Source organism: Rhodovarius crocodyli (genome assembly GCF_004005855.1).
Taxonomy (GTDB): Bacteria; Pseudomonadota; Alphaproteobacteria; order Acetobacterales; family Acetobacteraceae; genus Rhodovarius; species Rhodovarius crocodyli.
The window spans coordinates 117,236-130,453 of the sequence record NZ_SACL01000006.1; the positions used below are offsets into that span (position 1 = coordinate 117,236).

A 13,218-nucleotide genomic window follows, 5' to 3' on the forward strand; every position below is an offset into this window, starting at 1 on the left:
CTCAAAAGCCGCCGGTCTGACAGCATGGATGCTGCCGTGCGACTGGTCTGCCGAAGGAGAGGGAAGCGAGTGGTGCCCGGAGCCGGAATCGAACCAGCGACACTGCGATTTTCAGTCGCATGCTCTACCAACTGAGCTATCCGGGCGACGGCCCGGGAAATACGGAACCCGGGCGCGGCTGTCCAGCCCCCCTCCCCCTCTTTTCACTTCCGTGAAGGCGGCGGTCGACGCGGGCGCCGGTATAATCGGCGCCCGACATGCTCTGCGTGCTTGATGCGGGGCCGCGCAGGGGCGATGTAAGCGCGGTGCAGCAACGGGCTCCGAGACATGGGCAAGCGACGCCGCAGGGAGAGGAACCGATGGGCAGCGGCCGCCACGCCGATGCTGCCCGATGTTCCGCGTCCGCTGCGCTATTCCTTGGGTTTCGGCCTGCTGACGCTCTGCCTCTGGCTGCCCGCCTTCATTGCCATGTTCCGCCGGTGAGGCTTCGGCCATGAGCCCCTTTCTGCGCGGCTGGCGGGTCTGGACGGTGGTCGGCTTCGGCTGGCCGCTGGCGATCGACCTGCTGATCAGCCTGTTCGCGGGCCGGCCCAGCAGCCTGATCGGCAGCGCGCTCGGACTGGGCCTGCTGATGATGGCGGCGCTGACCTTCGGCCGGGGCCGCGCGGGCGATTCGCGGCGCGGCTCCATCCTGGTGGGCGCCGCCGCCGGCATCGCGGCCGGGATGGCCGCGCATCTGCACCCCATCGCCGCCGTGATGCTCGGATTCGGCGCCTTCACCGGCGCCCGCCTGCTGACCGACGACCTTCCGGAGCAGGCTGCCCCTCCGCCCCCGCCCGCACCGGCGCCAGAGCCCGTGCGCCCCATGCCCTCTGCCCTGCAGCAGACCGAGCAGCGCCTGGCCGATCTGCATCGCCGCGCCGTCGCCCTGCCGCAGGGAGAGGGGCTGGACGACGCGGTGCTGGGCCTGTCGGAGCTGCTGATGGTCATTGCACGCAGGCCCGATTCGGCCGATGAAGCCCGTCGATTCCTGAATATGCATATGGATGGGCTGGAACGCATGGCAGAGCGGCTGGAGGCCGGCGCCGAACCCCCGGAACGCATGGCCCCGCTGCTGGCCGATATCGCGGCCACCGCGCGCGACTGGCGCATCCGCCTGCGTGCGCGGGAGACGGAGGCGCTGGACATCCAGGTGAAGGTCATGAGCGACCGCCTGAAGGAAGACCGGTCATGAGCGAGATCCAGCCCGACCCCACGCGTGAGGCCGCCATCGCCGAACTCGCCGACCAGATCGACCTGGCCGAGCCCGCCACCATCCTGCGCTTCGGCGCGGCCACCCAGGCGCGCGCGCAGGACGCCGCCAATGCCATGCTGGAGGGCGCGAAGAACGCCGAGACGGGCGAGGCCGGGCAGAGCCTGAATGCCATGCTCGGCGCCCTGCGCGGCTTCGACGTGACGAAGCTGAACGACCGGCCCGGCATCTTCGCGCGGCTGTTCGGCCGCGCGCAGAATGAGGTCGCCTCCATCGTCATGCGCTATGAGACCGTGCGCGGGCAGATCGAGAGCATCGGGGACCGGCTGGACCGCCACCGCACCCGCCTGCTGGAGGATGTGGAGCGGCTGGACCGCCTCTATGGCGCGACGCTCGAATGGTTCCACGGCCTCGCGGACCACATCGCTGCCGGGGAACTGGCCCTCAAGCGCGCCGATTCGCAGACCATCCCCGCGTTGGAGGCAGCGGCCGCGGGCGCTGACCCGATGGCCCCCCAGAAGCTGCGCGATGCCCGCGCCGCGCGCGACGAGCTGGAACGCCGGGTGCATGACCTGCGCCTAACCCGGCAGGTGGCGATGCAGTCCCTGCCCTCGATCCGGCTGATCCAGGAGAACGACAAGGCGCTGTCGGCCCGGATCCAGTCGGTGCTGGCCAATACCGTGCCGCTGTGGCGCCAGCAGCTGGCCCAGGCCCTGGCCATCCATCGCATGAAGGAGGCAGGCGCCGCGGTGAAGGCCGCGACCGACCTGACCAACCAGCTGCTGACCGCCAATGCCGAGACCCTGCGCCAGGGCAATGCCGAGGCACGGGCCGAACTTGAACGCGGGGTGTTCGACATGGAAGCCGTGAAGCGCGCGAACGCCGCGCTGGTCGGCACCATCGAGGACAGCCTGCGCATCGCCGAGGAGGGCCGCACCACGCGCGGCCGGGCGGTGGAGGAACTTGCGATGTGCGAAGCCGAGATCCGCCGTGCCCTGACGGCGGCCAAGGCCCGCACGGAGCCGGGACATCAGTAACCAGCAAGGAACGTACCATGCAGCTATCGCGTCGCGCCGTCTTCGGCGCTTCCCTCGGTCTTGCCACCCCCGCCCTGGCGCAGTCCGGGCCCATCCGCCTGGTGGTCGGCTTCCCGCCGGGCGGCAGCACGGACCTTGTGGCGCGACTGCTGCAGCCATCCATCGCCCAGGCCTTCGGCGTGCCCTGCGTGGTGGAGAACCGGCCCGGCGCCTCTGCCGCGCTGGGCGCCCAGGCGGTGGCCCGCGCCCCCGGTGACGGCAACACCTGGGCGGTGGTGTTCGACACCCATGTGGTGAATCCGGTGCTGATCCCGAACATCGGCTTCGACACCAAGAAGGATTTGGCGCCGGTCATCCTGGTCGGCACCACGCCGAACCTGCTGATGGCCCACAAGTCCCGCCCCTGGCAGAACTGGCAGCAGCTGCTGGAAGCCGCCCGCGCGCGCCCGGATACGCTGACCTACGGCACCATCGGCAATGGCAGCCTGGCGCATCTGGGCATGTCCATCGCGCAGAAGGCCGGCAACTTCGTTGTCCAGCACGTGCCGTATCGCGGCGGCGGGCCGCTGGTGACGGCGGCGGCCACCGGCGAGGCCGACCTGTATGTGACCACCCCCACCGCCTTCGCGGTGCCCCTGCGTGAGGGCCAGGTGCGCCCGCTCGTCTCGCTGGGTGCCGAGCGCTTCGCCGGCGCGCCCAACGTGCCGACCTTCGCCGAGGTGGGCGTGCCGGGCGTGGATGCCCGCGCCTTCTGGGGCGTGCTGGCGCCGTCCGCGACGCCGGAGCCCATCCGCAAGCGCATGGAGGAGGTGATCCGCGCCGCCCTGCAGCAGCCGGAGCTGCGCAACCGCCTGACGGAGCAGTTCGGCGTGAAGGTCTCGGGCGCGGGCGCCGAGGAATTCGGGCGCTTCCTGGACGAGCAGATGGATACCTGGGCGCGGGTGGTGCGCGAGTACAATATCCGGCCGGACTGACGTTCTTTTTTGTAAAAAAGAACCATCGGCTTGTGTGGCGCTTGAATTCAACGGCGCCACACAAGCTCGAAAAGTCTTTTTGCTTCTTTTTCTTCAAAAAAGAAAATCACAAAAAAACCCCGGCGCCTCGCGGCACCGGGGTTTCCTTTTGCCCTGAGGCAGAGGCCGTTAGGCGCTCTGCTTCATGATTTCCTCGGCGACGTTGCGCGGCACCGGGTCGTAGTGGTGGAACTGCATGGAGAAGGACGCACGGCCCTTCGTCATGCCGCGCAGGTTGGAGATGTAGCCGAACATCTCCTTCAGCGGCACGTGGGCGCGCACGATGACCGAGGTGCCGGCCATGTCCTGGCTCTGGATCATGCCGCGGCGACGGTTCAGGTCGCCCACCACGTCACCGACGTGATCCTGCGGGGTGGTCACTTCCACGTCCATGATCGGCTCGAGGATGACCGGGCCGGCCTTCTTCATGCCTTCGCGGAAGCAGGCCTTGCCGGCGATTTCGAACGCGAGCGCGGACGAGTCGACGTCGTGGTACTTGCCGTCCACCAGGGTGTACTTGAAGTCCACCGTCGGGAAGCCGGCCAGCACGCCGGTGTCGGCCTGCACCTTGATGCCCTTTTCGACCGCGGGGATGTATTCCTTCGGCACCGCGCCGCCAACGATGGCGTTCACGAACTCGACGCCCTCGTTACGCTCCTTCGGCTCGAAGGTGATCTTCACCTCGGCGTACTGGCCCGAACCACCCGACTGCTTCTTGTGGGTGTAGACCTCGGTGTGCGGCTTGGAGATCGTCTCGCGATAGGCCACCTGCGGGGCGCCGACATTGGCGTCCACGCCGTATTCGCGCTTCAGGCGGTCGATGATGATCTCGAGGTGCAGCTCGCCCATGCCGGACAGGATGGTCTGGCCGGTTTCCTGGTCGGTCTTCAGGCGCAGCGAGGGATCCTCACCGGCGAGCTTCTGCAGGCCAAGGGTCATCTTCTCGATGCCTTCCTTGGTCTTGGGCTCGACGGAGATGTCGATCACGGGCACCGGGAAGGCCATGCGCTCGAGCACCACCGGGTCCTCGGAGGAGGCCAGCGTGTCACCCGTGCCGGTGTCCTTCAGGCCCACGAAGGCCGCGATGTCGCCCGCGAACACTTCCTTGATCTCTTCGCGCTTGTCGGCGTGCATCTGGAACATGCGGCCCACACGCTCCTTGCCCTCCTTCGTCGTGTTCATGACGGTGTCGCCGGAGCGCAGCACGCCGCGATACACGCGAACGAAGGTCAGGTTGCCGTACTTGTCGTTGATGATCTTGAAGGCGAGGCCCGCGAACGGCGCGTTCTCGTCAGCCGGGATCACGCGGCGCTCGGCCGTCTCGTCCTGGCCCTCTTCCGGGGCGACCTTGATGCCTTCGATGTCCACGGGGGAAGGCAGGTAGTCGATCACCGCGTCGAGCAGGGGCTGCACGCCCTTGTTCTTGAAGGACGAACCGCAGACCACCGGGCGGAACTCGCCGCTGATGGTGCCCTTCTTGATGGCGCGCTTCAGGATGTCCGTGGGAACGTCGCCGTCCTCCAGGTACTTCTCCATCGCCTCGTCATCGGCGGCCACCACGGCGTCGAGCATCTTCTCGCGCCATTCCTGGGCCTTTTCCTTCATGTCGGCCGGGATTTCGACGATGTCGAACTTCGCGCCGAGCTCATCGCCCTGCCACACCACGGCGTTCATCTCGACCAGGTCGACGATGCCCTTCAGGTTGTCCTCGATGCCGATCGGCAGCTGCAGGGCAACCCAGTTGATGCCGAGCTTTTCCGTCAGCGTGTCGGCGGCGCGATAGAAATCGGCGCCGGTGCGGTCCAGCTTGTTGATGTAGATCAGGCGCGGCACGTTGTAGCGGTCGGCCAGGCGCCAGTTGGTCTCGGACTGCGGCTGCACGCCGGCCACGCCCTCGATGATGAACACCGCGCCGTCGAGCACGCGCAGCGAGCGGTTCACTTCGATGTTGAAGTCGATGTGGCCCGGGGTGTCGATGACGTTGATGCGGTAGTCCTTCCACTCGGCCGTCACGGCCGCGGAAGTGATCGTGATGCCGCGCTCACGCTCCTGCGCCATGTAGTCGGTGGTGGTGTTACCGTCATGGACTTCGCCGATCTTATGCGACTTGCCCGTGTAGTAGAGGATGCGCTCCGTCGTGGTCGTCTTGCCGGCGTCGATATGCGCGGTGATGCCGATATTGCGGATACGCTCGAGAGGGGTGCGTGCCACGAGGGGCCTCCATGACCAAGAACGGGCATGCGCGTCATTCCGCACGGCCCGTGGGCTGCTACCTGTGAATCTGTAATTCGGGGCGGGGTTTGCACGTTGCGGGCTGATTTGTCCAGCCATCTTGCGGCATGCCGTCCCTTGCGCGACACATGGGGTGTATGCGCCTGTAGCTCAATGGTTAGAGCGGACCGCTCATAACGGTTTGGTTGCAGGTTCGAGTCCTGCCGGGCGCATTATGCCGGCCGCCGAAGGCCGGCCGGCATAATGCCTATATATTTGCCCTCAGGCGCCGGGCGGCGGCATCCGCCGCCTTGGCTTACGGCGCGCCGCTGGGTCGCCCGGCAACACTGCCTTATGGGCGCCGCCGGCCGCCGTGCGGCCGGAGACCCAGAACGGGGAGAAGATCGTCCCAGCCGCCCTCAGTCCGGCGGGCCTTGGGGCGGCGCTCCAGGATTTCGACCAGTAGAGCGCCCACGGCGTAGGCCAGCACCGCCCACCAGGAGAACGTGCGCCCCAGCAGGAAGCCCGCCACCGGATTCGCCCGCAGCGCGACCAGCCACGAATCCTGCACCAGCTTGAGCATTTCTCCCGCCAGCAACACCCACAGGGCGGGCCACGGAGCCCAGCGGGGGGCCACCATCCGACCGAGCAGCCCGAACATGGCGCCCCAGGCCAGGGAACCGCCGTACTTCGTCAGCTCCCAAGGCAAACCCACTGGGATCAGGCGCAGCCCGATCCCCACCGACGCCACGGCCAGCACCGCCAGCCAGCGTTTCACCGGCCCCACTCAACCCGCCGGGTCAGCGCCATCACCACCGACAGCACCGCGAACAGCGCCATGGTGCCCACCAGCAGGGACAGCGCCTCCAGGCTCAGCACCACGTACAGGAAGCCGAACAGCCCCGAGAGCACCCCGCCCATGGCGAGCCCCAGGCCGCGTCGTCGCGTCACCGACCCCACAAAGGCGCCTGACTGCAGCACCACCGCCGCGGCCGTCAGCACATAGGCCGCCGCGAAGCCCACCGCCTCACCCAGCGCCAGCAGCAGCAGGGGGAACATCACCACCGAGGCGCCGAGCAGCGCGTATTGCACGACATGCACCCGCACCCGGGCCAGCATCTCGAAGCATCCGCAGGTCATGAAGGCCAGGGCGAGAAAGAACAGGGCGTATTTCGAAGCCCGGTTCACCATCCGATAGGTCGGCACCGCCTGCAGCAATTCCACGCCCACCGCCTGGGCGGTGTCCAACTGGCAGTTGACGCTGCCCTGCACCGGCAGCACCTGCCCCGCGCCGCCACGCCATTCCGCGCTGAAGCCGTCGGGCGTGACCTCGCTGCGTTCCGGCAGGTCACCGCCGACGAAGCTGGGGGTGGGCCAGGCGGCCTGCATCGTCACATGGCTGCGCCCTGCCAGCGGCAGCACATGAAGGGCCTCGCTGCCCCGCAGCGCCATGCGCAGGTCGAAGGCGATCCGGCGCCCGGGCTCGGGCGGGCCGTCGAGGCCGGCATTCCAGCGCAGCGCGGTGCGCCGGCCGCAGGCGCCGCCCATCACGAAGGTTTCCTCCGCATCCGGCGCCGCCTCGCCCCAGCGCAGCCTCGGCGCCACGCCGCCCATCCGCATGCCGTTGCTGCCGACCATCAGGTGCGCGTCCTGCCAGCGCAGCTCGGCCTCCGGCACCTGCGCCACCCGAAGACGCTGCAGCTGGAATTGACCGGCGAATTGCAGCCGCGCGGTATAGACGGTGGCGCTGAACAGCCCGCGCCGGCGCTCCTCCGGTGCCAGCACCGCATCGGCGCGCAGCTCCTCCGGCGGCAGCACCAGCTCTCCCTCGCGCACGGGGGCGCCGGGCTGGACGGGCGGCGCCTGCCAGGGCACGACCAGCACGGGTGCGGTCACCATCTGGTCAGGGCCCCAGCTCTGCGCGATGGCGTCACTGACGGATCTCTGCCGGCCCTCGCGTTCCCGGACCAGCCCGTTGATGAGCAGCGTCGGCACCATCAGCGCCGCCAGCACGCCGCCCACGGCCATCAGCTTGCGGGCCGGGGCGGGAATGGGTTCGCGCGGCGGCTGGGTTTCGGTCTCGGCCATGGCGGCCCTCCTTCCTCGATGAAGGGCCAGACTGCCGGCGCGCCGTGCAGCCCTGACGGAGCGCGCGTGCAGCCGGGGTGGAAAGTCGGTGCAGATTCGGTGCAGAACATCGGCGATGGCCAAGATCCTGGTGGTGGACGACGACCCGCATATCCGCAGCGTGCTGTGCTTCGCGCTGGCACGGGACGGCTTCGCCACCGCCGAGGCCGCGGATGGTGCCGCGGCGCTGGCCGCCGTCACCCGCGAATCGCCGGACCTGGTGCTGCTTGACGTGACGATGCCGGAGATGAACGGCACGGATGTCTGCCGCGAGATCCGCCGCGCGGGCGATCTGCCGGTGATCTTCCTCTCCTCACGCGATGAGGAGGTGGACCGCATCCTGGGGCTGGAACTGGGCGGCGACGACTATGTGACCAAGCCGTTCAGCCCGCGTGAGGTGGTGGCCCGGGTGCGCGCCGTGCTGCGCCGCCGCCAGAGCCCGACAGCCCCTGAGGCCCCACCGCCGGCCACCTCCCCCCTGCGCCTGCTGCCGGACCGGCATGAGGCCTTCTGGCAGGACCAGCCGGTCGCCCTGACCGTCACGGAATTCGCCATTCTGCGCGCCATGGCCGCTGCCCCCGGCCGGGTCTTCACGCGGGACATGCTGATGGACATCGCCTACCCCGACCGCCGCGTGGTCAGCGACCGCACCATCGACAGCCATATCCGCCATATCCGGCAGAAATTCGCCGCCCTCGGCGGCGAGCCCATCGGAACCGTGCATGGCCTCGGCTACCGCTTCTCGGCGTAAGCCGCGCATCCGCACCGTGCTGCTGGCGGCCAACCTGGCGCTGCTGGTGGCGCCGCTGGGCGGGCTGTGGCTGCTGAAGGTCTATGAGAGCGCACTGGTGCGCCAGACCGAGACCGAGCTGATCGGCCAGGCGGCGGTGATCGCGGCGGTGTTCCGTGCGCAATGGGCCGGCCCCGACGCGCCCCTGCCGCCCGCCACCATGCTGCCGCGCCCCGTCCAGCTGGACCTGGCGCGCGACCCGGTGCTGCCGCCGCCCTTCGACGGCATTCCCGGCACGCCGCCCGACCCCCGTGCCGCCGCCATCGGCCGCGAATTGCAGCCCGTGCTGGCGGAGGCCCAGCGCGTGACGCTGGCCGCCATGCGCGTGCTGGACCGCCAGGGGGTGGTCGTGGCCAGCAGCCGCGAGGAGCTGGGCCTCTCCCTCGCCGCCCAGCCCGAGGTCGCGGCCGCCCTGCAAGGCCAGCCGATCTCCGTGCTGCGGGCCCGCGTCGTGGCGGGGGACCAGCCCAGGGGCGCTACCAGTCTCAGCCGCAGCGGCAGCATCCGGGTGTTCGTGGCCCATCCGGTGCTGGAGCAGGGAGAGGTGATCGGCGCGGTCCTGCTCTCCCGCACGCCGCCCGGCGTTGACCAGGCGCTCTATGGCAAGCGGTGGCACATCGCGGGGCTGGTGCTGGTGCTGCTGCTGGTGGCGGGCGCCCTGGCCTTCGTCATCTCCTATACCGTCAGCCGCCCGATCAGGGATGTGGCGGACCGCGCGCGGCTGGTCGCGGCCGGCGGCCGCCTGCCGCCCGGCCGCGTGCGCCGCAGCGCCGTGCGTGAGGCCGATGAGCTGTCCGCCGCCATCCAGGCCATGGCGGGCACATTGCAGCACCGCGCCGACTACATCGGCGGTTTCGCCGCCGAGGTCAGCCACGAGTTCAAGACGCCGCTCGCCGCCCTGCGCGGCGCGCTGGAACTGTTGCAGGACGAGATGCCCGAGGCCGACCGCGCCCGCTTCCTGGCCCAGGCCCAGGGCGATGTGGAGCGGCTGGACCGGCTGGTGCGCCGCCTGCTGGAACTGGCGCGCGCCGAGGCCCCGCCCCCGCGCGACGGCGGCCGGTGCAACCTGCGCGACGTGCAGGCGGACCTGCCGGATGCCGAGGTCGCGATTCCCGCCGAGACACTGCGCGCCGTGCTGGGCAATCTGCGGGACAACACCCGCCAGCATGCGGGGCCGGGTGCGGTCAGCAGCGTCACCGGCCGCATCGAGGGCGACCGTGTGATCCTGCGCGTCGCCGACAACGGCCGGGGCATTTCCGCGGCGAATGCCGCGCGTGTCTTTGAACGTTTCTTCACCACGGCCCGCGACACCGGCGGCACCGGCCTCGGCCTGCCCATCGTGCGCAGCATGCTGGAAGCCGCGGGCGGCAGCATCGCCCTGGTGCCGGCCGAAACCGGCACCTGCTTCGAGATCAGCCTGCCAGTTCCAGCACCGCATCCCCGATAGCCAGGGAGGAGGTGAGGCCCGGGCTCTCGATGCCGAACAGGTTGATCAGGCAGTTGTGCCCATGCACCTTCGGCCCCTGGATCACATAGTCCTGCTTCGCGATCTCGGGCGGCACGATCTTGGGGCGGATGCCCGAATAGCCGGGTGAGAGCGAGCCATCAGGCAGTTCCGGCCACCAGCGGCGGATCGAGGCATAGAAGCTCTCGCCGCGTGCGGGATCGACCTCGTAATCCAGCCCGTCCACCCATTCCACATCCGGGCCGAACTTGGCCTGCCCGCCGAGATCGAGCGTGAGGTGCGTGCCCAGGCCGCCGGGCACCGGCACCGGATAGATCAGCCGGGTGAAGGGGTTCTTGCCCGAGAGGGTGAAGTAGTTGCCCTTGGCGTAATAGGCGCGCGGCACCAGCGCGGGATCCAGCCCCTGCAGCGCCGAGGCCAGCTTCGGCGCATGCAGCCCGGCGCTGTTGATGAACAGCTTCGCCCGCAGCCGCATCGGCTCCGGCCCGCCGATCTCCAGCTCCGCGCCCTGTTCCGTCAGCCGCCCGCCGATGACGGGCGAGAAGAACACGCTGACGGCACCCGCATTCTCGGCATCGCCCTGCAGGCTCAACATGTAGGAATGGCTGTCGATGATGCCGGTCGAGGGGCTCAGCAGCGCGGCGGTACAGACCAGCGACGGCTCCATCGCCGCGGCCTCCCGCGCCGACAGGAAGGTCAGGTCATCGACCCCGTTCTCCGCCGCCTTGGCCTGGATCGAGGCGAGTTGCCCCGCCTCCGCCTCGCTGGTCGCCACGATCAGCTTGGTGCAGTTGGAATGCGGAATGCCGCGTTCCTTGCAGTAGGCGTAGAGTTTCTTCTTCCCCTCCACGCAGTAGCGCGCCATCAGGCTGCCCTTGGGGTAGTAGATCCCCGCGTGGATCACCTCGCTGTTGCGGGAACTCGTTTCCGTCCCGATGCCCTCATTCGCATCGAGAAGGATCACTTCGCGGCCTGCCGTTGCAAAGGCTCGCGCGATGGCGAGACCGACCACGCCGGCCCCCGCCACCACCACATCGACGTCTTCCATGGACGCACCATAGACGCGACAATGGGCGCCGCAACTGCCTGGGGCGCGCTTCAATGGGTTATATCGGCCAGTCACTCCGCCGGGTGGAGGATGCGCGTTTCCTGACGGGCCAGGGCCGCTATGTGGCCGACCTGGCGGCGCCGGGGGCGCTGCATATGGCGGTGCTGCGCAGCCCGCATGCCCATGCGCGCATCCTGTCCGTCGATATTTCGGGCGCCCAGGCCGCGCTGGTGCTGACGGCGGCCGAGTTGGCGGGCATCGGCCCCCTGCCCTGCCCGGCCAATATCGGCGTGCCGCTGGCGCTGGCCGAGCGCCCCATCCTGGCCGAGGGCATCGTGCATCATGTGGGCCAGGCCGTGGCCTTCGTCTTCGCCGAGACCCCCGAGGCCGCGCGCGACGCCGCCGAGGCGATCATCGTGGATTACGACACCCTGCCCGCCGTGACCGGGCCGCATGCCGCCCTGGCCGATGGCGCGCCGCAGCTGCACGCCGCCATTCCGGGCAATCTGGCCTTCACCTGGCAGAAGGGCGACGCGGCCGCGACCCAGGCCGCCATCGCGGGCGCCGCGCATGTGGTGCGGCTGGCCCTGGCCAACCAGCGCGTGACCTGCGCGCCGATCGAGCCGCGCGCGGCCCTCGCCACGCCGAACGGCACGCTGCACGTCAATGGCCAGGCCGTGCACGGCATGCGCCGGCAGCTGGCCCAATCCCTGGGCGTGCCCGAGGCGGAGCTGCGGCTGGTGGTGCCCGATGTCGGCGGCGGCTTCGGCGTGAAGAACGTGCCCTTCGCGGAGCATGTGGGCCTGCTGCTGGGCGCGAAGCGCCTGGGCCGGCCGGTGCGCTGGGTGGCGGAACAGGCCGAGGACTTCGCGGCCTCCGCCCATGGCCGCGCCTATCACAGCGATTCGGTGCTGGCACTGGACGCCGCGGGCCGCTTCCTGGCGCTGCAGGTGGAGGCGGTGGCCGAGCTGGGCGCTTTCGCCTCGCCCAACGGCCCCGCCTGCCCGACCAATTCGGCCGGCACCGCCTTCGGCGGCGGCTATGCGATTCCCGCCATCCATGCCCGGGTGGTCGGCGCCTATGCCAACACCGCGCCCATCGAGGCCTATCGCGGCGCCGGCAAGCCCGAGGCCAACCACATCACGGAAATGCTGATCGAGGCGGCGGGCCGCCAGACCGGCATACCGGCCGCCGAGCTGCGGGCGCGCAACCTGATCGGCAGCTATCCGCACACCACGGCGATGAGCATGACCATCGCCGACGGCCAGTTCCCCGCCAACCTCGCCGCCGCCGAATTGGCCGCCGACCGCCCGGGCTTCGCCGCCCGGCGCGCCGAGGCCGCAGCCCGCGGCAAGCTGCGGGGCCTGGGTGTGGCCTGCTTCATGGAGACCGCGCGCGGCGCCTTCGGCGAATGGGCGCGGCTGTCGGTGGCCGATGGGCGGGTGGAGCTCGCGCTCGGCACCCATTCCAACGGCCAGGGGCATGAGACGAGCATGCCGCAGATCGCGGCCGACCAGCTGGGCCTGCCGCCCGATGTGTTCGACTATGTCCAGGGCGACACCGACCGCATCGCCAAGGGTGGCGGCCACGGCGGCGCGCGCAGCCTGCACCAGGGCGGCCGCGCGCTGGTCGAGGCCGCCGCCGCGCTGATCGAGGCCGCCCGCCCCGAGGCCGCGCGCCTGCTGCAATCCCCGCCCGAGAGCCTGCAATTCGCCGAGGGCCGCTTCACCGCACCCGCCGGCGCCAGCGTGGCGCTGCTGGACATGACCGTCTCGGCTGAGGCCGAGCATGACAGCGGCCTCTGCACCTTTCCCCATGGCGGCCAGGTGGCCGAGGTGGAGATCGACCCCGACACCGGCGAGGTGACGCTGTGCCGCTACATCGCCTGCGACGACTACGGCACGCTGGTGAATCCGCTGCTGACCGAGGGGCAGCTGCAGGGCGGCCTGGCGCAGGGCATCGGGCAGGCGCTGCTGGAACGCATCGCCTATGACGCGGACGGCCAGCTGCTGTCGGCCACCTTCATGGATTACTGCCTGCCGCGCGCGATGGACCTGCCGATGATCGAGGTGCGGTTCCAGCCCGGCAGCCCGGCCAGCGTGAACCCGCTGGGGGTGAAAGGCGTGGGCCAGGCGGGGTGCATCTCGGCGCCGCAGGCGGTGATGGCGGCGGTGCTGGATGCGCTGGCGGAACGCGGGGTGAGGGAGCTGGACATGCCCGCGACGCCGGAGGCGGTGTGGAAGGCGCTGCAGACGAAGTAATGTTCTTTTTTGTA

10 protein-coding genes and 2 tRNA genes are annotated in these 13,218 nt (G+C 69.8%); 7 read left to right on the plus strand and 5 right to left on the minus strand.

What is annotated here, in order from left to right; genetic code table 11:
* Positions 1-70: 70 nt before the first annotated feature.
* Positions 71-146: transfer RNA gene (locus tag EOD42_RS17310), tRNA-Phe, on the minus strand.
* A gap of 347 nt (positions 147-493) precedes the next feature.
* Here EOD42_RS17310 and EOD42_RS17315 point away from each other — a divergent pair.
* From EOD42_RS17315 to EOD42_RS17325, 3 genes are read left to right on the plus strand one after another with little or no spacing between them, the layout of a single operon-like run.
* Positions 494-1,234: a hypothetical protein gene (locus tag EOD42_RS17315; RefSeq protein ID WP_127788827.1), complete on the plus strand. Its 741-nt coding sequence runs from the start codon at positions 494-496 to the stop codon at positions 1,232-1,234.
* Entirely contained in the window at positions 1,231-2,289 is a 1,059-nt protein-coding gene (locus tag EOD42_RS17320) for a toxic anion resistance protein (RefSeq protein ID WP_127788828.1), read from the plus strand. The genes EOD42_RS17315 and EOD42_RS17320 overlap by 4 nt, the downstream gene beginning before the upstream one ends.
* 17 nt (positions 2,290-2,306) lie before the next feature.
* Entirely contained in the window at positions 2,307-3,263 is a 957-nt protein-coding gene (locus EOD42_RS17325; RefSeq protein ID WP_127788829.1) for a Bug family tripartite tricarboxylate transporter substrate binding protein, read from the plus strand.
* A gap of 168 nt (positions 3,264-3,431) precedes the next feature.
* On the opposite strand, the gene fusA is transcribed toward EOD42_RS17325, so the two are convergent.
* Positions 3,432-5,513 (minus strand): elongation factor G, encoded by a 2,082-nt coding sequence (fusA, locus tag EOD42_RS17330; RefSeq protein WP_127788830.1) that lies wholly within the window; start codon positions 5,511-5,513, stop codon positions 3,432-3,434.
* A 160-nt stretch (positions 5,514-5,673) separates the two neighbouring features.
* Between fusA and EOD42_RS17335 the strand changes: the two genes are divergently transcribed.
* A tRNA-Ile gene (locus EOD42_RS17335) sits at positions 5,674-5,746 on the plus strand.
* Positions 5,747-5,865: 119 nt separating this feature from the next.
* Here EOD42_RS17335 and EOD42_RS17340 read toward each other — a convergent pair.
* On the minus strand, positions 5,866-6,291 hold the full coding sequence (locus tag EOD42_RS17340; RefSeq protein ID WP_127788831.1) for a ribosomal maturation YjgA family protein: 426 nt from the start codon (positions 6,289-6,291) through the stop codon (positions 5,866-5,868).
* Positions 6,288-7,601 carry a cell envelope integrity protein CreD gene (gene creD / locus EOD42_RS17345; protein ID WP_127788832.1) on the minus strand — a complete coding sequence of 438 codons (1,314 nt, stop codon included), beginning with the start codon at positions 7,599-7,601 and terminating at the stop codon, positions 6,288-6,290. Before creD ends, EOD42_RS17340 begins: the two co-directional genes overlap by 4 nt.
* A 115-nt stretch (positions 7,602-7,716) precedes the next feature.
* On the opposite strand from creD, the gene EOD42_RS17350 reads away from it, so the two are divergent.
* Both EOD42_RS17350 and EOD42_RS17355 read left to right on the plus strand, forming a co-directional pair.
* Positions 7,717-8,391, plus strand: a complete 675-nt coding sequence (locus EOD42_RS17350; protein ID WP_127788833.1) for a response regulator transcription factor — start codon at positions 7,717-7,719, stop codon at positions 8,389-8,391.
* The gene (locus tag EOD42_RS17355) at positions 8,363-9,877 is read left to right on the plus strand and encodes a sensor histidine kinase (RefSeq protein ID WP_127788834.1); all 1,515 of its coding nucleotides are present in this window, start codon (positions 8,363-8,365) and stop codon (positions 9,875-9,877) included. Before EOD42_RS17350 ends, EOD42_RS17355 begins: the two co-directional genes overlap by 29 nt.
* On the opposite strand, the gene EOD42_RS17360 is transcribed toward EOD42_RS17355, so the two are convergent.
* Positions 9,843-10,943 carry an NAD(P)/FAD-dependent oxidoreductase gene (locus EOD42_RS17360; protein ID WP_127788835.1) on the minus strand — a complete coding sequence of 367 codons (1,101 nt, stop codon included), beginning with the start codon at positions 10,941-10,943 and terminating at the stop codon, positions 9,843-9,845. The genes EOD42_RS17355 and EOD42_RS17360 overlap by 35 nt on opposite strands.
* Before the next feature lie 53 nt (positions 10,944-10,996).
* Here EOD42_RS17360 and EOD42_RS17365 point away from each other — a divergent pair, with 53 nt between their 5' ends.
* A complete protein-coding gene (locus EOD42_RS17365) occupies positions 10,997-13,204 on the plus strand; it encodes a xanthine dehydrogenase family protein molybdopterin-binding subunit (RefSeq protein WP_127788836.1) in 2,208 nt (735 codons plus the stop codon).
* Positions 13,205-13,218: the final 14 nt, after the last annotated feature.